The organism is Lentzea sp. NBRC 105346, assembly GCF_030269605.1.
GTDB lineage: Bacteria > Actinomycetota > Actinomycetes > Mycobacteriales > Pseudonocardiaceae > Lentzea.
The window spans coordinates 414,520-436,696 of the sequence record NZ_BSTQ01000001.1 but is presented as its reverse complement, the minus strand read 5'-3'; the positions used below and the strand labels follow the sequence as shown (position 1 = coordinate 436,696).

Here is a 22,177-nt window from a genome sequence, read left to right as displayed (position 1 = left end):
CTGCCTACTGCCCGCAGTGCGGAGTATCGCGGGTGTTCACCTTGTGGTTCGGTTTCTCGCTCAGATCTCCGGTTGTGGCCGGATGGCGGGTAGGTCCGTAGGGCGGGCCGGGATCGGCGTGCGGCCTTTGATCGTCCTCATGAACTGGGTGTAGATCCCCAGCAGTGCTCGGCGCGGCGCGCTCGCCACGACGGAGTTGAGCCTGCGTACGCGGGTGAGCAGGCGCTGGGCATCACGCAACTCGATCAGCGCCGCGCACTGCTCGCATGCCGCCCACCCGGCGCTGTGCCGGTGGTGCATTAGATCGTCGGCGGGTGCTTCCTCGCGCCGCAGCACAGCGGTGTGCTCGCCGATCTGTTTGCGCTCCCAGGTGGACTTGTATTGCGGTCGCTCCACCGCCGCGCTGATCTCGTCGGCTGTGTAGGACCACGACGGCTCCCCAGCGCCGCAGAAGTCGCAGCACATGCGCACGTGGCCGGTGTCCTCGCGGGGAACCGGATCGGGTTCGTGGTCGCGGGCCCCGTTCCCACCGTGGACGAAGATCCGGTGGCCGCCTCCGAGCGGCCTGATCGTATTCAACGGTTCACTGCACGTCCGGCACACGACATCGGGGATCGGTTCCTCGCTGGTCGGGTGGATCTGGTTGATCCGCACGTCTCGTGCCTCCTTCTCGTTCGCCGCCACGGTCGGGGTCCGTGCGTCCTCATGCCTGTTCGTACGCCGTCGTTGCCTGTCGTTCGTGTTGGGCGCCGCCGGGAGCACCGTGTGCCAGGGGGCATGACCAGCGTCAGGCAGGACTCGTCGTCGCCGCGGATGCGCAGCGCCGCGATTTCGCGCCGGAAGTCTCGCGGTGTCACCAGTTCAGCTGCCAGTTCGGCACGAAGCAGATGCGTCTCGGCCGCCACGAACCGGGAACGGCTGATGAGCCTCATGACCAGCGATGACAAGCCGGCGGGGCCGCGCCGCCGGACGTCCGGCCGCTGGGCGTGCCGGAGTCGACCTCGGTGAACCTGCGCAGGATGACGTCCACGCGTCCGACCGGGTTGTGCACGGCGTGTGCGGGTCCAACCGGTATCGGAGCGATGGAGTGCCTGCGCACGTCGCGCAGCAGCACGGTGTTGTCACCGAAGGCAGACAAGCTGTAGCGGATGCCTACGGGCGTTCTGCGATGGCGGCGACGCGGTAGCGTCCCCAGGCCTCGGTCAGGCTTCCCTCGTAGACAACAAGAGAGCCGATCACGACCGGGCCGTCTCCGTGGTCTCCGTGGCTGGGCTGCGGTAGTCCGTACATCACGACCGCCCAGCACCGAACTCGGCCATGGCCATGGCATGACCGAGCCGCAGGTGCAGGTCCGCCAGCAGCATCCGACCCTCGAGAACCAGATCCTCCAGGAACATGTCACCGGTGATGTCGTAGATGGCCTGTCCCAGCAGTGCGATCTCCTCCGGCAAGATCGCCGCGAACTGCGCATCGACCTCCACAGCCGCGGCCGCACCGAGCCGCAGGCGCAACGTGGCCGCGAACTGGTCGGGTTCGTAGAGATGCACCGTCTGGCCGCGCCGCTGGCGCAGCCACTGCTGGTCGGCTGCGCTGCGCAGGAGGTGCTCAGCCAGCAGGATCTCATCGCGGTGGATCCGGGCGGTCACGACGTCACCGGAGGCAATGGCAGCGGTGCCGACACAGTTGGTCATCGCTGCGGCGTTGCGATCCGCCGGCAACTCTCGCGCAGCGCGGCGGCAAATGGTGATGGTCCAGCCGAGGAAGTTCATTCAGGTCACCGTTCCTGGGTTCAGTTCGCCCGCACATGGCGCAGCGATCGAGAGGGAAAGCACCTCGGCTGGTCGTCATCGCCTGGCGGGCGCGCACATCGGGCCGGGATGTTCGGACAGCGCAGCCCCGATGTGAGGTCAGGTGTGCTTGAGCACGATCGGCGGGTCGGAGGACGCAGCCGCGAACGTCCTGTGTCCTCCCGCAAGATGCGAATCGTGGCCAGGACCCGCTAGTACTGTTGATCAGGTGCAGTCCAGTCCGCACTGCGGGCAGAGCAAGACGATGCCGCCCGTATTTGCGGCATCTCCGACGGCCGGTACCTCGTCGCCGGCCGCGTCGAGCCAGATCCCGGCCGCGGACTCGTTTGGGCAGTCCTCTGGACGTGAGGCCTGCCAGTCCCGGCCCGGCACATCGATCACCGTGCGCCCTGGGTAAACCCAGTCGCCGGTCCCGGATTCCTCATCGACAGGGCCATGCCAGCCGACGAGTTCCTCACGGATCCGCATCGGAGTGCCCGACAAGTCGGCGAACTCGAAGGGCGCGTACCCCTTCGACCGCGCGAACGCGGCCGCACGCTCAGCGAAGCTGTCCACAGTGGTCTTACTGTCCGTGGATTCGTTGACAGACAAGCGATTCCTCCTTAGCCGAGGCACGACCGTCGTGATCGTCGAGACGGGGACTGGGGCGATGCGGTCAGGACAGCAGCCATCGGCGAGACGCGGGCGACTCCCGGAACGGGTCGAGATGGCGCGGGTCCGCGCCATCTCGGGTACGTCGGGCGACCACGAACCACCAGCGCAGCAGCGCGCGGACCGCGCGGACTCGGCTCGGGGCGTTCGTCAGGAAGTAGACGGGTCCCCCGCCGTCCAGGAGGTGCGCACGGTCGCGGTAGGCGGTGGGTGACCACCGGCCATGAGTGCGGACGAGGCCACCGACGACGCTGACTGGCCGGGGTATGCCGTAGAACTCGGCGGCGCGTTCGTCGATCGTGACGAGGTGGACGGTGTGGCCGCCGGTCGCGTCCACGATCCGAGTCAGTGACGCCGTGCCGTCGCGGGAATCTCGTCCGTTGACCCACAGCGCGACGGTCGTGGTGTGGGTGTTCGTGGTGTCGGTCATGCAACGCGTCTCCCCCGGGACGTGATCAACGCATCGGTGGACCGGGCGGGCATGGGCTGGCGCAGCCGACAGCCGCCTGAAACCTCGCGCGTGGGATGGATCCGGTAACCGCCTATCAGCAATACTGGCCCGTGATCTGCACGAGGTGGGCCATGTCGACCACCGGGCCGGCCCAGTAGCGGACGTGGGCGGGTTCGTCGCCGATTCCCCAGACGTAGAGGCGGAAATCGGGGTCGCTCGGGCAGACCCACACGGAGGTGTTGCCGCTGCCGGTGGGCGTGCGGACTCCGAATTCGTCGCACCGGTCGATGTCCATCGCGGACCACGGACCGGCCTGAAGGTGCGCGAACACCCGGACATACGAGGCGTCGAACGGCACGGTGTGTGCTTGCTGCCGGGCTGTGACCCACTCGGCCAGTGCCGAAGCCGACAACGACCGGGCTGAGGTGATCACGGCGCGCATCACGTCGACACTGGTGAGCCGGCCGTGGTCGCTGCTGTCCCCGTACGCCACGGCGGTGGGCCCGGTGAACCACAACGTGATCCACTGCGGGCCTCGGTGCCAGCCGCGGGCGTAACCCCGGCGCTCGCCCATCTCGGTGATCGGGATCGGCGGCATCGTGCCGTCCAGGCCCCGGTCGGGGCGAGGCGTCCACTTGTGCGTGCGGAGATCGTCGTCCACGGCCGGGTACAGCATGTCCGTGGTGCGTGCGCCCGCGTAGCCGCGTGCCGCACGGCTCAAGGTGTCCGCCAAGCCGCTCATCCGCCCGGTGACGTTGCGCAGGCCCTGTATCGGCCGGGGTGTCGAGCTCAGGGCGTCATCGGCCAGGTCGGCAACCTGGCACCGGAGGTTGCCCGCGAGCTTGGCCAGCTCGGCGAGGCTGGCGGCCTGCACGCGGTTGATCGCTTCGAACGAATCGGCGCGTGCGCGTTCCCGTTCGAGCTCCGCGCGAAGCGCGTCGACGGTGGAAGGGTGGTCGTCGGCCATGGTGGTACTCGCTTTCGTCGGGAAGGTTCCGGAGGTGTTCACGACGGCGGCCGCTGTTGGGCGAGCACCCGGAGTTGGTGAAGGAGGTCATCGACGTCGTGGTTGTGCGCATCGCGTGCTCGGTTCGGGCTTTCGCGATCACGAAGGCGCCGAATCTGTCTGACGTGCAGGGGTATCGCTCCCCAGCACCTCACCTGGCGTGCTCGATGAACACGTGGAGCTGTCAGGCGCGCTCGTCTTTCGGGTGGCCTGGCAGGTCCCGCACGGCTTCGAAGACCCGTCTTTGACGGCGTCGACGACGTCTTGGGTGGTGGTGATCGCTGTGGCAACGCCGTCGCGGAGTAGTTGGTTGGTCCCGAGAGAGGTAACCGATGTGATTGGTCCAGGCGCGGCCAGGACATCTCGGCCGATCCGCGCCGCGGCGTAGGCGGCCGACAGGGCGCCGCTGCGCAGTCCGGCCTCGGGGATGACCAACATCGTGCTGAGGGCCGTCATGATCCGGTTCCGGACCAAGTAGCGGTGACGTGCCGGTGTACTACCGGGCCGATACGCCGACACGATAGTGCCGTGCTGGGCGACGCTACGGAGCAACTCGGCGTGGCCTGCGGGATAGGGCACGTCGACGCCGCACGGCATCACGGCAATCGTGTTGCCTTCACCGGCGAGCGCACCGCGCAGTGCTGCGCCGTCAATTCCATACGCGGCACCGCTGACTGTGGTGATCTCCTGCCGTGCCAGCGTGTAGCCGAGTTCGGTGGCGACGTGCTCGCCGTACGCGCTGGAGCTCCGGCTGCCGGTGATGGCCACCGCCTGTCGGAGCAGGTGGACCATTGGCTGAGTGCCACGTATCCAGAGCGCAAGAGGCTCGGCCATCGGCGCGCCCTCGCCGGGTGGCCGGTGGGGCATCGCCTGAAACTGCTTGGTCGGCCAGTCGTCATCTTCCGGAATGACCAGCCGTATGTCCCGACGAGGATCACCGAAGTCGAGGTCACGGAGCACAACGCGGTCTCGGCGAGCGCATGTCTCGTCGACTACGTCTTGCGGTACATCGCCGGCTCGCACCAGCGCCGCAGCAGCGACCGGCCCGACCTCCGCGACCAGTCCGACCAGCGCTGGTGCCGGTGTTTCTGCGACACAAGCGAGGTAGACCCTCGCCGCTCGAAGCGTGTCGTTCTCGGCCATGACGTCCTCTTTCGGCATTCGGTGCTCGTACTGGGGTTGTGCGGTGCCAACGTTCTGGAACGGGTTTCTTGCCGTCAGTGCGCGCAGAGTCGGCTTCGCAGGGCGCGTCCTGAGGAGCGCGCGGCCATCCATCTGGCGGCCGAAGCCGCCGCATGCAGTGGTTGCGTCGACCGAAGAAGATCCGTCGGCCCGGTGTGTTCGTGCTACCGGGCGCGCTAGCGGCGGTACAGCAGAACAGGTTGGTGCGTACGCGATCCGTGGTGACCTGGCTCTACTCGGCGCCTAACCTCATTGAGAGCTCTCGTCGCGCAGCTGGGCGCGCAACAGGTCGGAGAATGCCGCGAAGTGGCCCTGTTCATATTCGTGGCACAGCTCGCCGTCGTCGGTGTCGTCACCTGGCTCGATACCGAGTACCCGATACAGGTAGGCGGGTGAGGAGTCAGCGCCGTACTCGCCCGACAGTGGCGAAGTGGGCAAGATCGCGCTGATCTCGTCATCGGTCTGGCCGTCGTCGAGCACGGCCAGGATGCGCTGCGCCGTTGCGTCGTCGGCGACGTTGAACGACGCACCGTCGGCCAGGCCGTGCCCCACTCCCAGGGCTCGGGCTCGCCGCCTGAGGTACTCCCACTCGGCTTCGGTGAACTCCTTCGTGGCGACAGGCTTGTCGCGGATGTGCGCCTTGTGCGCACAGTCCCCCACTCCCCTCTCACTCATCGCGTCCTCGTCAGGGCGCCGTAGCCCGGACGACCTGCGCCACACCACAGCGGCGCGTCTGGGGTGAGATAGATCCACGCACCGACCGAGGGACCGGTCTCGTTGACGAACCTGCGCTCCTCGGCGTCGTCAGGAATCCACACCCACACTCCTTCGTCCGAACCGCGGCGGATGGGCTTGATCAGCGCCCATGCACCGCCATAGGCTGGCAAGAGCACCCAGGCGGTATCGCGCGGCACCCACACCATGTAGCGGCCAGCGCCATCGGCGATGCGCCGGACGTACGCGCACCGGCGCGGACGACGTGCCGGCCCCGTACCCACCGCGGTACTCATGCTCGTGCTGGTGGCGGTCGTGGTGGTTGCCGCACTTGCAACTGTCGTACCCGGCACCACGTCGATTGGCGTGGATTCATGCCGCAGCAACAACACCGCGACCACAAGCAGCGCAAGGAGCGGCACAGTCACGCGTAGCACGCCCACCCATGCCGAGCGCTGCATGGCCGGCTCCTCCGGCGAGGTCAGGCTCTTCTCATCCGGTTTCATCATCACGAATACGACTCCCTGAGAAAGGAAGTCGCCCGCACCGCTGGCGCCGGACAGGGACACCGTAGAACGGCACGGGCGACAAGAATTTTACCGATGCGCCAGTGGCTTCAGGCCTTGGGCTCGAGCACGAACGGGGTCCTGGCCATCACCGCGTTGACCTTGTGGCAAGCCGGGCACAGGCGTAGGTAGTCGTCCAGCTCGTACGGCCCGTCCCCATCCACGTGTTCACGCTTCAGCGTGTGTCCGCACATCAGGCGAATCACGGTCCACGCCACACGCTGCCCGTCATCATGTTCGCCCGCTTGCCCGTGACAACCCTCCACACCAGACACATGTGAACGAGATCTACCAGCGCGGCGGGCCTCGGCCCCGTGGTTAACGGACTGAGTGCGACGCCTGCCGGGTGTCCTGCGTGACGTCACTGTCCAAAGCGGACCCGTCTGGTCCGCCTCTCGCGAAGGAGCTTCAACCGGTGGGGTTACACGGTCGACGAATGAACCTGCAATCCCAGTCGCGGCGCCCAGAGATGCACCTGCGTGCTCGCTGAACCGCAGCGGTGTCTGCCAGGGGCGCCGCTTGGGTTCTGACGCTCAACGAACTGGCGGTTCCGACCATGTGGCCGGTTGATCCACCCAGGCGACAGGTTGCCTGGTCCCAGCGGGCGATGGTTAGGAGGCGGCTGGAATCCTCCGAGGTGACGCGGCTCCGGCCCACGAGTCTGCGTAGCGAGCGATGTTGACTGGCGGGCTCCGGCCGGGCGGGGTAGTCCCGGCCGGAGCCCCGCGACGACAGTGGGGGTTGCTGTCGTCGCTATACAGGTGGCTTTGCGTTCAACCACTGCACTAACCGAGTCGCTGGCGTGACAGCCGGCGTTGGTGGGGTGCCGAATTTGCCGAGGTGTTGCGGCCACAGTCACGGCGGCAGCGGCTGCGGCAGCGGCACACGCTTGCGGTGTGGGGCGGGTGTCGTCGCACTGCTCCGCGGCCGCCACCGAGACAGGCGTGTGATCGGTCGTCCCGCGACGTGCGGCGTTGGCGCCACCCCCTCGCTCCGGTGATTGGCCTCGATCGCGCCATCCAGTACGTCGGGCGCCAAGATGCCCGCGGTGTTCCTGGTTGCCGATGGTGGACACGCATGGGAGACGGGCGGGCAACGGTTTCTGATGTCGGTGCTGCTGGGCTGGATAGTTTGTGCGGCACTGTGTAATGAGTGGGCGTCAGCGCGTCAACGCTGATAGCGGCGTGGGGGTCACGCCGGCGGCGGTCGACACGGCGGCCCGGTGGGAGCGTAATCGGCGGCCGTAGCAGGTGGGACGTGCACATCACCTGCGAGTCGAAGGGCTATACGTACAGTGAGTTTGTTCGGGTAGTAGCCGTTCCAGCGGCGCGGGTTGTCGATGGCGTAGCCCGGCAAGGGCGCGCGCGGGCATCGGCGATCGATCCGCTGGATTGCTGTCCAGAGCGTCAGGTTTGTGGGCTGGGTGCCGATCCTGATCGCGTAGGCGTCGTTCCAGGCCAGCGGGCTCGGCTCAGCGTCGAGTTTGGTGATGCGGTCACGCGATTCGCGTCCTAGTGGCTCCCCTCGACTATTAGCGAGTCGGTCGAGAAGTCGATCGAGTGCGGCGGTCATCTGGGTCCTGTCGTGGTGGCGTCAGAGAGGGATGGCGCCGTAGTGGCTACGCGGTAGGCGGTGGCCGCGGCTGGGTTGCTGTGAGTTCGCCGCCGCGAACTGGCTAGACGTGATCACATCGAGGCGTTGCCCTGTGGCATCGGCTCCCGGCGTGCGCGAAGTGCGGTCCCGTGGCCATCGATCGAAGCATTGCGCTGATCGTCCTGCGTGGAGAGAACATGCGTCGTACGTACGCTTCCGCCGGTCCTGGTGAGCGCTTTCGCCACCGCGTGCGCCGGGACGTGTGACTGAGTGGGGCTCAGCGCACGGAACTCCGTCCGTGCTCGCCGCTCCGTGGTCGGCAGCGAGCACCGCACGACCGCAGTGGTCAGAAGGTCGGCTCGTCGTTGCGGCCGGCCTCAGGCACCTGGTCCGCCCATCCGGGCTCCCTTGTAGCGTTTCCGCTGCCACCACCGTCTCCACGGCTGACCTTGTTGACCTTCGCGGTCGCGTAGCGCAGCGAGGGGCCGATCTCGTCGACCTCCAGCTCCACGACAGTGCGCTTCTCGCCTTCCTTCGTCTCGAAGGAACGCTGGCGCAACCGTCCGGAGACGAGCACTCGCGAACCGCGGGTGAGCGACTCGGCCACGTTCTCGGCGACCTGACGCCACACGTTGCACCGCATGAACAGCGCTTCGCCGTCCTTCCACTCGCCGGACTGGCGGTCGAAGGTGCGGGGCGTCGAGGCCACCGTGAAGGACGCCACCGCGGCACCGCTCTGGGTGAAGCGGAGTTCCGGGTCGGCAGTCAGGTTCCCGACCACCGTGATCGTCGTCTCACCAGCCATGATTCACTCTCCTCTGCTGCCGCATGTACGGCTTGTCCTGGTGCTGCGAGCCGATTCGTCGCAACTCGTTTGGCAATCTGTCCCATAAGGACATTTATCGCGGCATCTACCGCGCGGTGCCTGCGCGCTCCGGCCGGCCAGTGGAAGTCACGCTGCGCCAATCGGTACGAGTAGCTGTTCGAGCCAAAGGTTTGCCCAGTTCGTTGACGTCGCGTTGGTGTCCGTGAGCATCGTGAGCGTCGTGTGCTGCAAAGGATGTCCGGCGCACAGCGAACGATCAGGCAGGGACGGGCGACAGACGCGTCGCCTCGGATGCTGCAGCGGCGTGTGTGCTGGCGGGTGCATGGTTCTGACGATCAAGCGGCTCTGGGGTTGGATCGATGACGACTCCATTGTTTGTTGCCAGGTCGATGGTCATCAGAAGGTAGGTGACGCCGTCACTCTCGTACGCATCGCAAGTGGAGCCGGCATCGCTGAGGGGCAACAGGATCGGAGTATCGCGCTCTCGCACGGCCACGAGCACCTTGTGCGTGTCGAGCTGCCGCGTGTAGACATCCAGCGGCAGACATTCGGCGTGCTGGGCCAAGTAGCGGTGGACGACCAGCAAAGGCCACACTCGACTGTTGCAGGATTCAGCGTCCTTCTCAGCAAGCAGCAACGAGCGGATCTCGTCAGCAAGATCGGTGAGTGAGAGAAGCTGGCGCGGGCACCAATCGTCCGGGCGCTGCGCAAGAAACTGCCAGCGGCGCCCGCGATCACACACGAACTTCCCTCGGGCGAGAGCCTCGTCGCCGGCGTTGACACGAGCGTTGGCGTCGTGGGTAGTGCACGTCACGTGCCACGAGCTTCCCGGCTGCTTGACATCGCTGGGAGCGGTCGATCGTGCATGCACGCGACAGGGCTGAGCGGTTCGTTCGTGGTCGAAGTCGTCATCGGCCACACGCTGATCTGGCATGTACGGGCTCGACGGCAGCATTACGCGCTATAGCCCGGTGTAGTCGCCGGATGTCGGATCGACGTGCTCCCAGCCGAGAGTGTCCGGGTAGCCGAAGTCCAAGGCGAGCTCGAAGTAGTTGGCGGCGTCACGAACGAAGGCGTTCCACGCTTCTTCAACCTGCTCGCGTGCCAGCATGATCTCGGCCGGCAGCGGCGTCGACCCGCCGCACTCTTTGCGTGGAATGTCGGTGTGACGCCACAGCACGGTTCGCTCGTGGTCCAGGATGGCGTTGAGGTTCACCGAACCGGTGTTGTCGTACCAGTCGGACAGGTCAACAACAACCTCCGCCGCGTCCGGAAACACAGTGCGCAACAGCGCCGTTGCGCTTGCGATGCACCGAGCCGCGTGTCGTTGACCTGCCTGCTCGGCCACGCGCTGTGCTGACCACTGTTGCCGATTCATCAAGTCCTTAATGGAGGGATTGCGTGAACCCATCTGCCTTTCCTCTTCCTGATCTGTGTTGACGTCGAGCGGATGTCCACCCGCTTCCGTCTAAGGCGTGGGGCCGGTGCGGTGCTCCACGCGGATGCCTCTGTTGCGGGCGTCGTCAGCGACGCACAATTGCGTGAGGGGTTCGAACTCACGCGTCCTGCTTGGCACGCCGCCCGGATCGCCGCCGCGGAAGGGTCATGTCCTGGTGCAGGAGAGCGCGGCGCTTCTCCCCTGCCTCGTTGAGGTGTTCAGTGACGCGAGCGAGTAGGCCGGTGAGCACCGCGGTCTCGGAGGGGCTCAGCGTGCTCGTCACGAACTCGGCTTCGGCGCTGTACTTGGAGCTGACCTCGTGCAGCATCTCCCCACCGGCCGCAGTGAGTTCGACGAGTACGAGGCGACGGTCGATCGGGTGCGGTTCGCGGCGGAGCAGTCCACGATGGACAAGCGTTTTGACGACGCCGGTCAAGGTACTTTTCGAGATGCCTGCCTGCGCCGCGACGTGACTGGTCTGTGCCTCTCCTGCACTCTGCAGGATCACCATGACGACGAAGGCGGTCCAGCTCAGGTCGTAGGCCCGCAACGCGGAGGCCTCCAGGTGCATCCGGATACTCGTGCTGGCGCGATGGATGGTCGTCAACGCGGCGATGCTCGCAGCCACGTCACCGGACGCGACAGCCGAGCAGTCGCTCCCGCACGCTGGTGTACGTTCGCCGACGGGTGGGGATAGTTCGGGCGTCACTGGGCCTCCTGCCAGAGAGCGGTATCAGCGGTGCGCGCCTGCCGCAGCGTCAGCGCTTCCTCGAATGGGGTGGCGCGCGGGAACCTCGGCGCCGCCGAGGTCGGCGGTAGTCCACGCAAGCCGCTAGACGGTGTCGACGCCGCGACGAGCAGCTGGGCGTCGACGCGTAGGTGACGTCTTGCCGTGGTGGCGGCGATCGCAGCGGTGACGAACGTTGTGCGGGGTCAGGTAGGCGTCTGTGTTCGCCGCTGGGCAGGCTTCGCGATGCGGGCGCGCGGGGCCTGCCCAGCGGCGGAGGATTCCTGGGAATCGGGTTCGTTCAGGCCGCCTTCTCGGTTTCGCTTTGAGGTGCAGCCATTTCGTTTTGCGGACGAAGCAGGCGGTGCGCGGCTCGACGGCTGGCCCCGGCCTACAGGGGCCTTACGGGCGCACGATCGCGATGCTCGCGATTGCGTTCACTCCGACGGCGACGACATTGAGGCCCAGTCCAGCTAGCGCCTGGCGCACGCGCTCTGCCTCCTCTGCCCGCTGTTGGACTCCGGTCTGGATATACCGGGCGAACCAGTGCCGAAATGCGTCGTTGAGGGGGCCGGCACGGTCACCGCTGTCGTCGGTTCCGGTGACGAGGCAGGGGCCATGGACGATCGGGGCCTTGTCCGGGTGTGCGAGCAGTTCGGTGACGCGGTCGCGATCGGCATCGCTCACCGCGTAGTCGCCGGAGATGGCATCGCGCAGCAACTCGTCCAGGAAGCCGGTAGCACCGGGGTTGGGTGGACCCGTGAGACTGTTGTCGCCGACCCAGGCGGTAAGTCCAGTCAGAAGCGGCATGCGTTCAGCCACGGGGTCTCCCACGAGCTCCGTGATGTCGGAGCTGGGGTCGTCGCAGTTGATCTCTACGATCTCGGCGCCGTCTTGCCAGAGCATGAGGGCATGCATCTTGCCCGGCTCGGGTTCCATCCAGCCGGCATCTCCGGCTTCGGGCTCGCTGGTCCAGGTGGCGGCATCGGGGCCCGGTTCGGTGACCTCGTCGATCTGGTCGATGATGTCGGCTTCGTTGTTGGACATGGCTCCTTCTTGTGTGTTGTCGGGCCAGTGGCGAATGTTGCACCTGGTAGGTCCCACGAATGGATCCGGTGGCGCCGTCAGGCTGTGTCGTTCGCGGACCTCAACCCCGAGGTTGCTTTTCGGCGTCGGCGTGCTGCTCGAGTTGGCTTCGTACGGCCGCTGCGACACAGAGCCCGGTCGAGATGCTGGCGAAGGATGCGGCCTGCGCGATGAACCGGGCAGGCTCCGGTGGCTGCTTCGTTCCGGTGCTGCCCGCGAGGAGGTGGATGTGGCGCGGGCGCGGGCGATCAGCGTTGTACCGTCAGGCGAGGTCGTCAGCGTGGGAGATTGCGCGCCCGCTGCCGGCGCCATGACGGCAGCGCGGTCGCTCACCTGTTCTGTTCAGGTGGCTCGGTCGATGGCGTGCTCATGTCCGTTGGCGTGGATGTTGATTGTCCATGTCCCGTGTGGACATAGTCGCCAGCCTCCTTGGGCGATGGCGGCGGCCGTTGTGCGGCGGGTCAGCCCCGGTGCGTACGCCTCGATGATCTGCCCTTCAGGATCGATGATCCATGCGGCTTGGCGGCCTTGGTCGATCCGAACGACATAGTGACCATCTGGCGTCGGAGGACTGACCGTCTGCTGGTTTCTGACTGTCCCAGTTGGCTGCGTATTCGCTGGCTCCGTCCACATTGTGTTGTGTTTCCTTGCTTCTTCGGTCTCGCGCAGTTCACGCTTGCGTCGTGCCGTACGACTCAGGCGGTGATCGTCGGAGCGCGTGGGAAAGCGGTGACGGACCCTGATGTGGCGATCGGAACCTCAAGGTGGGTGCGAGGCCTCGGTCCACCTGGCGACGTGGCGTTGCTCGCCACGTGTGGCTTGGATGGTGGGGATTCGCTGTGCTGTGGCAAGGAATCGCGCGCGCTTCTTCGTGTTTCAGAAGGAAGAAGGAGGGTGTCGCTCGATCACTGGCGCGCGGGTGCCAGCGTGCCTCGGTTCCCGATCTGCCGATATCGCACGTACGACGACTTGTCAGCCGTCGGTGGCATGCTTCGCGGGCTCGAGCAGGTTCATGGACTACAGGGTTTTCGCTACGCCGGTCAGGATGTGCGCAGGCAAGCCCACACTGATGACCTTGGGGTCAAGGGCTGGGTGCGATCGACCAGTCGATCTGCGCATACGGGCTCCGCCGTCCGCGTCTCGCGCCGCAGGTTGTCGACGTGTCGTCGATTCACCCGCGCCACGCATCTTCACGGCCGCCCCATTCAGTGGTGAACGCCGATGTCGACGACCATGCCTGGGCTGATGACGGCTTGACACTGCTGGTTTCGGACTGCTCCCCTGCTGTAGTCAGCTCCTCGACCGCAGCTCCGCGTCACCTTCGAGCTCTCCCGTGTGTGATCCGTATGGCGCTCAAGGTGAGCGCACAACGACGCCTGGCTGCGCAAGTGGGCTCGAGGGCAACCAGACGCCGCTGCCGATATGCGCTAGTCGGCGTGCGCGTCGTCCTCGCACAGTGAGCGGGCCTCAGCGGCAGCGTCGATTGCGAGCTCACGCACCCGCGCGGGCGAGAGCCCTTCGTCGAGTGCATGGCGCATCAGTCCAGCCAGCCTGTGGCCGGGGCAGGCCGCCGCGGCTTGAGTGAGCGCCTCGGAGGCGAGGCCCCCATCACCACGCAGGTAGGCGAAGAACGCCAGCAGCGTCGCCGGCTCGGCACGTTCGGGCACCGGGCATCCGCGGGTGAGCTCGAGGAGCAACTGTTCCGCGGCGGCCGCAGTGGCATCGACCGCGAGCGACAGAGACGCGTCACGGACCCTGAGGTCCGACAGTGCCAGCGCCAGCTGCACTACCTCATCGTCGCTGAGCGATTCCGACCGCTCGGCCATCGCGGCTACCGCCGCACGCACGAGTTTCCAACCCGCTGCACCTTCGGGTCGCGGCCCCGAACTCGCCTCATCGAGCAACGCCGACCGTCGCTCGAGTATGTCCTCGGCGACCGGTGCCACCTGAGCTGCGACCTCCGCCCTGGTCGCGAACGTGACCAACCCCCTGGCCGCGGTCACAGCGGCAACCTCAGTTTCCTCCAGCTCCGGCAGCGCTCCAGTGCGTCCGCAGCCGCAGTAGCAATGCCAGGTCGCTCCGCTGACCGAGGCCTCCAACCACACGGCCTCGAGGACTTTTACTCGAACACAGGTCAACGAGTAGTCGAGCTCGTCGATCAGCCCGGCCTGCGGCAGGATGTCCACTGCGTCGACAGTGCCGCCGCCATACACCACCAGAATCACGCCAGCCGGGTTCTCCTGGTTCCTCACACAGCGGGCAATCTGGTCGGCTACTTGGCTCCGGTGCCGTTTGGCCGGAAGGTCCAGCCGCAAGGTCGCGGTAACCTGTCCCTGACTCACGACCAGCACGACCAGCGAGTCCTCCGGATGAAATCCAAGTAGACATGGCACCGCGGCGATGAGATTGCTCGTGTCGGCCACCTTCAGGGAAACCATGACATCCTCTCGGTCTTGTCGTACTTGGCGTTGTCAGGAACGAGTCGGGCTGCGCCTGGCCGCGCGGGCCTGGTTGATCGACTGACCTGTCGGCGCAGCCGTGCGGTAATGCGCGGGGCGCCAGGTGTGAGGTCCACGGAGCCATGGCTGGCCAGGTCTGTGAGCCGTCTGCCCGCCGATTGGGTTACTTAACCGGTGTCAGGACGGGCACACGGCTGTCCGCCGCCCAACCACGGCTGCAGCCCTGATGCAACGCGTCACTTCACGAGAACGAGCTCGTGATCGATACCCTGCACAGCAATCTGGCGAGCGTTCCCGTCGGCGGGACAAGCGAAGTGGTGCAGCCCAACGGCCGCAGCTCAACCGGTGATGGCGTCGTGCGCGGTGCTGCGCCGTCCAATGAGGCGGGCGAAGTTCTGCACGGCGCCGACGGGTGAGGCTGCGTTGACGATGCGGCCGTCATAGGACAGTGATTCGGCGATCGCCGCAACGTGGTCGAGCGCCCTCCCCGCGGCGAAGTGGTCACGTGCGGTCGGAATAGTGCCGCCGTAGGCGCGGGCTAGGGTGTCGGCCAAAGCAACCTGAATCGATGGGCGGTCCAGGACTGCCGGGATTGGCCACACGGCGTTGGTGGTGTCGGGCTCCGCGCCGATCACTCCATTGGTTGCCACGAAGCCGGTGGTCTGCTCGGTCAGGGCGGCGGCGGTGAAGGCGGCGCTGAACTGGGTCAAGAACATGCCGTGCTCGACCCACCGTCCGGCGGCCAGGGCCAGGGCGCGCAACTCGGGATCTCCGCCGGCGCGGTTGTTGTTGACGATCCATTCGAACGCCTGCCCCGGCCTGGGATAGTCGGAGGCAACGAAATGAGCCGCCAACCGGCCTAGCTTCGCGGCGCAATCAATGACCGCTGTGGGCAGCGGCTGGTTGGCGGCTTCGACGGTGTACTCGGGCAGAACGGGAGGGTTGGTCACGGTGGTGCCTTTCGTTAGCCTTGAACTTGTTTGCGGTTGATGGCAGCCGCAACAGACAGTCCACTCTGGACTTTGTGGCCGAATGCTTCGAGATGAAGGCCGGAAGGTTCCGTGTGATCTGAGCAGGCGCGAGAAGGTCAGACTGGGATCCGGACACGGTTCCTTGACTGCGATCACCTTGCCTTCTGGCGGGATCGACTTTGTGCGGCGCCGGATCCGCGTGCCTGCAGGTACATTCGATGCCATGGAAGGCAGTACGGCCGACCGTCAAGAAGTGGAACTCCGAAGGGAGACAAAAACCGGCAGGACGGCACAGCGCCAGGCTGCTTATCGCTCCACATAGGACAGCAGCGAGACAGCGTCGGCGAGCCGCCGACGTCGTTCGTCTCACGTCGACAAGAGACGCCGGGCTAACCATGGGATAGAAACCGGAACCGGCACGGCGGACCGGCGTTGTCGTCACAGGAGGCCGGACACGGACCAAGTGATGGATCGAATCCGCAGCGGGGAGATGTCGTTGTAGGACGCGGCGAGGTTGTCCCCGTCGGGAATGACCCGATACGTGCGCAACCAAACGGCGAACCATGGCTCGGCCGCCGCCCCCTGGCGGGCAGACGTGTCAGATGACGGCGCCATCGTCGCGTCAAGGCGCACCGGTGTCGACCGGTAGTGATCCAGCTTTCCGCTGACCATCGGGCACGCGGCTGCGGTGTAGGCAGCGCACTGGGGATGCAGCGCAGGTTCGTTGGTGCACTGTCGCGGCAGATCCGACAGGCGCATCAGCAGCACCAATCGGTCGTCCAGCGGCCGGCCGCACACACCGCACCACCGGTACACAAGCGCCTGATGCATCCGATCACGGTCGATGGAACCGAGTAGATATCGTCCATCGGTGGTGCGCGGCGTGATCCACGGGACCGCCAGACCACCGACCACAGGAAGGTGCGCAATCCACAGTGGAATATCAGGGACGGTGTCGGGCATGGAGCAGGTTCCTCTCGTAGGTTTCCGCGTGAACAGATCAATCACAAGCCACACGTTGTGAGTTGTTGATCTCGAAGCCATGCGCGATCGTCGCTTCTCGCCTGCACGCGGCCCGCGGATCGCCTTGCGCGCGGCGGCTACGGCGTCGGCGGAGATCGGGTCGTGCGCGCTTGAGCCGTGCGGGATGGCCGTTAGTGATGCGGACGCGCTCCGATGAGGAGTGAGTACGAGCGGCGAGATCATTGCGCAACAGCGCGCATGGAAGGTCTGGTTCCCATCCAGCCAGCTAGCTGACCTCGGCGTGCGCGGCTAGCCACGGTGTGCCAGTGAAAGGGGGCGCTATGCATCGCTCTTGCGGTGAGTGCGCGGCCGGCGCTTCCCCGGTCGACGCCTGTCCGTGTACGCACCGCTCGCAGCGGTCGTTGGCGGTAAGCGCCTCGCCGAGTTCGCCGATGAGGTCTTCAGCTCGCAGCCGGGGCGGTTCAGCTCGATCAAGGCATCCACGGCGCGGCTTAGGCGGTCCGACTGTGGATGCGACGGCTATTCGTTGAGCGTCGCTGTCGGGACGCCTGATGCGTTGGCTGCCTCCGGCTCTCGTGACGCTGTACCGGACGACGGGCAGAGCGGCGATGCGCCGCTCCTGTTCGGTGTCGTTCAGTCTGGCCTGCGCTTCGCGTACCTGCGGATCGGCACACGCGATCCTTCGACGAAGAAGGCCAGCTCGCCGCGGCGCGTTGTGGCTTGATCTAGTTCTTCGGTGGCTGGAAGTACGCCCTGTAGACCGTGCGCAGGACGAGCGCGGCGAATCCGTCCCGCTGCATCGGCGGCACCGCTACGGCGATGTCCGCCAGCCGGCCCAACACATCGGCGAGTGGGTCTTCGGCCTTGAGCTTGCGCTCCAACTGTTTCCGCTGGATGGCCGTCTCCGCAGCCCTGTGCTGCGCCTGAAGCTGCTCGCACAGCTCCAAGGAGACCTCGCGCGCCTCGGGCTCGTATCGCCCACGGCCATGCATTCGAAGATCGTCAGGCCCTGGGCACGACAGCCTCACCCGGTAGGTGCAGCCGACGACGTAACTTCCCTTGCTGTCAAAGTAGACCTCTTCATCGTCGGGTCTGATCCATCGATGCCAGCGCCTGCCGGTCTTTGTCGCGTAGGAGCCGCCGAAGATCCAAATCTCCTCGAACGTCTCGCTCTCTTGATGGTCGTTCGTCATCTTGGTTCCGTACTTTCATCCGTTGGAGGCGATCGCATTCGTCGTTCGCCGCGGAGCATGAAGGGGTCTCGCGCGGCCGCGTCCAGCGGGCAGACAAACGCGCATGACGTCGGCCAGGTCGACGAGGACGGCGATCACGCCCGTTGACAGCGCGCGCACGTCGCCGTGCCAAACGTCGCTTTCGCCGCAGCCACAGCGTGCGTACCGAGCCTGGCCTGTCCGATCCATGGATCGCTACGGGTCCGCTTCGCTCATCTCCTCCGGACACTGGTCGTTGAGCGCGCGGATCTCCCTCAGGGTCTTGTTGGAGTTGCTCCCTGGGCCTCTGGAGGGCACTCGGGAGGCCGGCCTCTGCTCGGCGGCGGCGTTGCCCTTGCCTTCCATGACCTCTTTCCCGCTCTGTGAGGTGCTGCAGGTCCGGGTAGCCCAGGCCGGTGATGTGCTCGGCGGGAGGGCCACGGACGAGGTTGACCGCCGATCGCAGATCGAACCTTGACGTCTGCGGGTCCGCATATCCGGGCGTCGCCGTGGCGAGCAGGTGACAGTGGTCGGTCACAGTTGTGGTGAGCGCGAACATGCGCAGCCGCGGATCGACTTCACCGCCTCTGCCTGTTGGGGTTCATCACTCGACCTCTGCATCGATCGCGTGCACGACGATCTCGGCGATCCGGTCGGCCGCGTTGCCATGGCGCTCGGTTATCGGTAGGTCGGCCATGCTCGCCACTGCCGTGATGGTTGTGAGGATGGCGAGCAGGCGGTCGACTGTCGACATCACATCCGCGGCGCCGGCAACGACCGTGTAGAGCCCGGCGGCTGCCTGCTCGTACCGCTTCTCGGACAGTCGTGTTAGGACTGTGTTGCACGCCGCTCGGACCGACTTGACCGCCTCGACAACTGACTCTGCCTGCGCGGCGGCGTGCTTCGTGTACCTGTCGACCACCTGCTCTGCGGCCTCACTCATTTCTACTCCTTCCGGAGTTCGTTGCGCACCCAGGTCAGGCGCGTGACCAGGTTGTGCAATGACTGGTGCGGAAAACCACGCTTCTTCCCGGCGCTCGCTAGTCGGTCCATGTGCTTCGTGATCATCTCGATGGCGTCGTCTGCCGGCATGCTGAACGTGATCGAGAAACGGCGCCCAACCCGTATGGACCGCACCCTGGCCACCTGTCGACTCGTGAGCACGGCCTCAAGCGCACGAACGTTGTTCTCCGTTACGTCCGGCACGGTGACGCTGTTACACACGCCGCAGACGAACTGACGTCCGGTCATGTCGTTCTCTTCCTGCTGGGTCATCCCTTTGCCTCCCTTTGTGGCTCGAGTACCTCGGCGCGGTAGTGACCGCGGTTCTGTTCGAACAGCTCATCGACATCGAGTCGGCGCATCGGCCAGGTGCGTCAGGGCGCACACCGCCGCGGCGATCGGTTCGGCGGGCTCTTCGTTCTCGGCTGCGGCTTGAATGTGCCGATGCACGTGCCCGATGAGGTATCCGAGCGCTGGCCTCTCCTGACGGTCGGGCCGCGCGTCGATCGCGTTCGCTGTTCGATCCGTACTCCACGAAGCGGATCTCGGCCGAATAAAAGATCTCGATTCGTGTCGGACGCGATCAATCCGGTGGCCGGTGAGCCTTACAAGCTCGTTCGCCGCCTTCGATCAACACGTCCGCCCGATGCGACTCGAACGTAGGGCTCGGTGGCCACTCCCTGCCGCTCACTGATCCCGCCTCGAATCCCTTACGCCAGGCATCGTTGAGCTGGGTCTCGTCCACTGAGGACGCAGCAAGGTTGGTCCACGAGGTGTGTCCATTGGGGACCTGCCTGCTCTCCTCCACTCGGCTCAGTCGGGCAAGCCCGAAGCCGGCGGCGTAGCCGCCTCGGTAGGCGATGGCACGGTCGTCCTCTGCCCCAGCGTGATGCGAATCATCGAGCTCCTGTTGAGCTCGCCGCAGCCACTTCCGTAGCGCATCCGCAGTCCCATAGACGAGCAACGCGCCGTTGCCCTCGGCATAGCCAAGAGCCAGCGCGGACCGTCCAGACGGAACGGCCAAGTCCCCGTCGTCGCCGACCAACTCGCCCGCGGTGTAGACCTCGATCTCCGCGTACTCGACATCAATCGTTGTGAAGCTATCGCTCATGACTGGTCCTTCCCATGCTCGTGTAGGTCGGCGTTCACTGCTCGCGTTGCCGAGTCGCGGAGTACCGGTGTCGCCAGTGCGGAGGAATTCGGGGCGATCCCACGCTTCCACTGCTCCGCGGCCGCCAACCGGCCCATCGGTGCCGCGAGCTCCTGTGCTCGGTATGTCTCTCGGCGCGCCGCAACATCCGGGCACCAACGTCACACCCGCGGTCAGCGCGGCGGCCGTGTCCGTCGTGTCGTGTACGGTCTGATCCATGTGCGACGCGATCAGGCGTCACGTCGCATCATGGTTCCTGATGCCTTGCTCTTTTTGCCTGTCAACGTGTTCACGACACCGCCCAGCCGGCATGCAGCGTCCGCCAGCTCTTAGGTCGTCGCGGCTCGAGGCGGAACGATGGTGTTGTGCGCGTGGCATAGAGCAAGCAAGTTCTCGCGTACCTTGTTCATAGACGTGGGTTTCGCGCCGAGATTCAGTCGCTCGTGTCGACCGGGTTGCGGGCCCATACGCCGAATTTCTCGCTGTGCTCCGCGATCAACTCGCTGACGAACCACGCCTCGGTTGCGCTTGAGTCCGTGAGGACGAGCAGCGCGAGGTCACGCACGGCGTCGCCAGACGGATGGCCCTGGTCGCCGCTGAGCCGCTTGATGTGCGTAGCGCGGGCTACGATGTGCTGCCCGTCGCGCTCCCGGACTACGCGCCCCTTTTCCTTGCGGCACAAGGACACCCTTCGCCAAGACGGACGCCTGCGCCAAGCTGAGCGGCGCACGCGTGGACACGCCCAGCACGCGATCGGGCGGGATGTCCTCGACGATCCGGTCGGTCGACGAGTCCGACAGGGCGATCTTCGAGCCCATCGTGGCGACCAGGCCGCAGAGGATCGGGCCATCCTCCTTGAGCTGCGCCTCGATCCACACGGCGTCATACGTGCCGTGCAATCGACGGTCCCTGTGGGCTGACCGGAGCATGGCTCGAACGGCACGCCGGGCGCTGGTCCCGATGGCGGTGCGTGCCACCACGACCGGCGACATCCGAGCTCGACAGGTCGGCGTCGACGGCATCGTCTAGGCCGATTTGCCGGCCGCGCTAGCGGCGGCCCATTGCCACCTGGACAGAAACTACGCCACGAGCTGCGAGCAACTGGCACAGTTGTTCGTCGGCGCCATCAATCCCCGCGCCACATAGGACCGGATCGTCATGGTGCGCTCGGCAGCCTGTCTGACCGCAGCTAGGGGCTACAGGACCGGCACATGTCCACCGGTGAGCTGCTGCTGCCCGGCGTCGGCCCCGGCCGACGCCGGCAACACCCTGTTCATGCATGGGGTCGTGCGGGGTCTGCGGATCGTTCGGCTGCGCGAACGCGCCACCGGCAGTGGCAATTCGCGGCCTGAGTTGGGTCATCAGGGCGGTTGGTCCGTAGTAGCCCATCGGTGCGAGACCGGTCCGAGGGACGCTCGGGGCGTCCCTCGGACCGATTCCACCTGTCTCGCCGTCTCAGTTTCGAAGGTCCGCCAGCAGCTTCTCCGCTTCTGCGGTGGCTGGTTCCAGGAACGGAGTCGTCGTGCCGCGCTGTGCCGCGATCCGGATCGCGTTCGCGCAGTGCATAAGCTGTGACAGCTTCCCTGACCGGGTCTGAAGGTCGTCAGCGAACTCGGCCTCCACGCGTGCGAGTAGGTCCGAGTCTGGCAACGACGCCTGCCACAACGTCGCTGCGTCGTGGCCACGTGGCGCCAGGCCCCAGTCCTCCCAGTCGATCAGCTGGCCGGAGACGGTCACGTTGGCCCAGTGGAGATCAGCGTGCGCGGTCCTCCACTCGTCCACGGTGGTGTCCACGTTCTCGAACACCTGGCCGATTCGGAGCGTCAGATGGTCCTGGCTCACGCCCACGCGTTCAGTCTGGTGTCCGCCGAGTTCCTTCAGTGAGCTGCGCATGCCCGTCCACCACGTGCTCGGCAGGTCCTTGGCGGCTTCCAGGCCGCCCGCCGCCTTCACAGAAGGTGAGGCCACGAACTCGACTTCGTCGGCACGCCAAACCAGGCCACGGTGAGTGTCGATCCACGTGGTGCTCTGGTACCAGCTAGGCATCGGGACGTTCTCGATTGTCGAGGCGGCTTCCAGGCCGACCCAGGCGGCGCTCTTGATTCGCCACGGGACCCTCTGCTCGATCCTCGCCCACGTGCCGCGGCTGGTGCGGAACCCCTCGGTCACGCCGCCGACGCCGTGTACTACCGAGGATCGGTCCAACGTGAGGTCGAAGGCACGTTCAACGTGTTCGAGGACGTCGTCGTGGCGGTTCGTGCTCGTGTCGAAGATGACGAATGACCGAGGCTTACCCGGCTGCGCTGCTGACACCGAACAAAGTCCTTCCTGACGAGTCGACAACATCTTCCC

The 22,177-nt window shown here is 66.0% G+C and carries 24 protein-coding genes; 1 reads left to right on the top strand and 23 read right to left on the bottom strand.

Annotated features, from left to right (window positions below; translation table 11 throughout):
• Positions 1-60: 60 nt before the first annotated feature.
• The 17 genes from QSK35_RS01515 to QSK35_RS01435 form a co-directional block, all read right to left on the bottom strand.
• Positions 61-684, bottom strand: a complete 624-nt coding sequence (locus QSK35_RS01515; protein ID WP_285741442.1) for a hypothetical protein — start codon at positions 682-684, stop codon at positions 61-63.
• 244 nt (positions 685-928) lie between these two features.
• On the bottom strand, positions 929-1,138 hold the full coding sequence (locus QSK35_RS01510; protein ID WP_285741440.1) for a hypothetical protein: 210 nt from the start codon (positions 1,136-1,138) through the stop codon (positions 929-931).
• A 151-nt stretch (positions 1,139-1,289) separates the two neighbouring features.
• Positions 1,290-1,769 (bottom strand): hypothetical protein, encoded by a 480-nt coding sequence (locus QSK35_RS01505; protein WP_285741438.1) that lies wholly within the window; start codon positions 1,767-1,769, stop codon positions 1,290-1,292.
• Between the two features lie 243 nt (positions 1,770-2,012).
• Positions 2,013-2,399 (bottom strand): hypothetical protein, encoded by a 387-nt coding sequence (locus QSK35_RS01500; protein WP_285741436.1) that lies wholly within the window; start codon positions 2,397-2,399, stop codon positions 2,013-2,015.
• Between the two features lie 64 nt (positions 2,400-2,463).
• The gene (locus QSK35_RS01495; protein ID WP_285741434.1) at positions 2,464-2,889 is read right to left on the bottom strand and encodes a hypothetical protein; all 426 of its coding nucleotides are present in this window, start codon (positions 2,887-2,889) and stop codon (positions 2,464-2,466) included.
• Positions 2,890-3,004: 115 nt separating this feature from the next.
• Positions 3,005-3,877, bottom strand: coding sequence for a hypothetical protein (locus QSK35_RS01490; protein ID WP_285741432.1), 873 nt, complete (start codon positions 3,875-3,877; stop codon positions 3,005-3,007).
• Positions 3,878-4,015: 138 nt separating this feature from the next.
• Positions 4,016-5,059, bottom strand: a complete 1,044-nt coding sequence (gene dprA / locus QSK35_RS01485) for a DNA-processing protein DprA (RefSeq protein WP_285741430.1) — start codon at positions 5,057-5,059, stop codon at positions 4,016-4,018.
• 288 nt (positions 5,060-5,347) lie between these two features.
• Positions 5,348-5,773: a hypothetical protein gene (locus QSK35_RS01480; protein WP_285741428.1), complete on the bottom strand. Its 426-nt coding sequence runs from the start codon at positions 5,771-5,773 to the stop codon at positions 5,348-5,350.
• Entirely contained in the window at positions 5,770-6,381 is a 612-nt protein-coding gene (locus QSK35_RS01475; RefSeq protein ID WP_285741426.1) for a hypothetical protein, read from the bottom strand. The genes QSK35_RS01480 and QSK35_RS01475 overlap by 4 nt, the downstream gene beginning before the upstream one ends.
• 1,936 nt (positions 6,382-8,317) lie before the next feature.
• Positions 8,318-8,776: a single-stranded DNA-binding protein gene (locus QSK35_RS01470; protein WP_285741424.1), complete on the bottom strand. Its 459-nt coding sequence runs from the start codon at positions 8,774-8,776 to the stop codon at positions 8,318-8,320.
• Between the two features lie 277 nt (positions 8,777-9,053).
• The gene (locus tag QSK35_RS01465) at positions 9,054-9,716 is read right to left on the bottom strand and encodes a hypothetical protein (RefSeq protein ID WP_285741423.1); all 663 of its coding nucleotides are present in this window, start codon (positions 9,714-9,716) and stop codon (positions 9,054-9,056) included.
• Between the two features lie 42 nt (positions 9,717-9,758).
• Complete coding sequence (locus QSK35_RS01460; protein WP_285741421.1) at positions 9,759-10,208, bottom strand: hypothetical protein; 450 nt, start codon at positions 10,206-10,208, stop codon at positions 9,759-9,761.
• A gap of 145 nt (positions 10,209-10,353) precedes the next feature.
• Positions 10,354-10,863 (bottom strand): MarR family winged helix-turn-helix transcriptional regulator, encoded by a 510-nt coding sequence (locus tag QSK35_RS01455; protein WP_285741419.1) that lies wholly within the window; start codon positions 10,861-10,863, stop codon positions 10,354-10,356.
• A 501-nt stretch (positions 10,864-11,364) separates the two neighbouring features.
• Complete coding sequence (locus QSK35_RS01450; protein WP_285741417.1) at positions 11,365-12,009, bottom strand: hypothetical protein; 645 nt, start codon at positions 12,007-12,009, stop codon at positions 11,365-11,367.
• Positions 12,010-13,475: 1,466 nt separating this feature from the next.
• Positions 13,476-14,486 (bottom strand): DUF4192 domain-containing protein, encoded by a 1,011-nt coding sequence (locus tag QSK35_RS01445; protein ID WP_285741415.1) that lies wholly within the window; start codon positions 14,484-14,486, stop codon positions 13,476-13,478.
• Positions 14,487-14,845: 359 nt separating this feature from the next.
• Entirely contained in the window at positions 14,846-15,457 is a 612-nt protein-coding gene (locus QSK35_RS01440; protein WP_285741414.1) for a hypothetical protein, read from the bottom strand.
• Between the two features lie 459 nt (positions 15,458-15,916).
• A complete protein-coding gene (locus QSK35_RS01435) occupies positions 15,917-16,441 on the bottom strand; it encodes a hypothetical protein (protein WP_285741412.1) in 525 nt (174 codons plus the stop codon).
• Between the two features lie 397 nt (positions 16,442-16,838).
• Here QSK35_RS01435 and QSK35_RS01430 point away from each other — a divergent pair, with 397 nt between their 5' ends.
• A complete protein-coding gene (locus QSK35_RS01430) occupies positions 16,839-17,186 on the top strand; it encodes a hypothetical protein (RefSeq protein ID WP_285741410.1) in 348 nt (115 codons plus the stop codon).
• A gap of 1 nt (position 17,187) precedes the next feature.
• Here the strand turns inward: QSK35_RS01430 and QSK35_RS01425 are convergent, their stop codons facing one another.
• The 6 genes from QSK35_RS01425 to QSK35_RS01400 form a co-directional block, all read right to left on the bottom strand.
• Entirely contained in the window at positions 17,188-17,655 is a 468-nt protein-coding gene (locus QSK35_RS01425) for a hypothetical protein (protein ID WP_285741409.1), read from the bottom strand.
• A gap of 622 nt (positions 17,656-18,277) precedes the next feature.
• Complete coding sequence (locus tag QSK35_RS01420; RefSeq protein WP_285741407.1) at positions 18,278-18,616, bottom strand: hypothetical protein; 339 nt, start codon at positions 18,614-18,616, stop codon at positions 18,278-18,280.
• A gap of 2 nt (positions 18,617-18,618) precedes the next feature.
• Positions 18,619-18,948: a hypothetical protein gene (locus QSK35_RS01415; protein WP_285741405.1), complete on the bottom strand. Its 330-nt coding sequence runs from the start codon at positions 18,946-18,948 to the stop codon at positions 18,619-18,621.
• Positions 18,949-19,258: 310 nt separating this feature from the next.
• Positions 19,259-19,786 carry a hypothetical protein gene (locus QSK35_RS01410; protein WP_285741404.1) on the bottom strand — a complete coding sequence of 176 codons (528 nt, stop codon included), beginning with the start codon at positions 19,784-19,786 and terminating at the stop codon, positions 19,259-19,261.
• Positions 19,787-20,258: 472 nt separating this feature from the next.
• Positions 20,259-20,507, bottom strand: coding sequence for a hypothetical protein (locus QSK35_RS01405; protein WP_285741402.1), 249 nt, complete (start codon positions 20,505-20,507; stop codon positions 20,259-20,261).
• Between the two features lie 773 nt (positions 20,508-21,280).
• On the bottom strand, positions 21,281-22,138 hold the full coding sequence (locus tag QSK35_RS01400; RefSeq protein ID WP_285741400.1) for a phosphotransferase: 858 nt from the start codon (positions 22,136-22,138) through the stop codon (positions 21,281-21,283).
• Between the last annotated feature and the right edge of the window lie 39 nt (positions 22,139-22,177).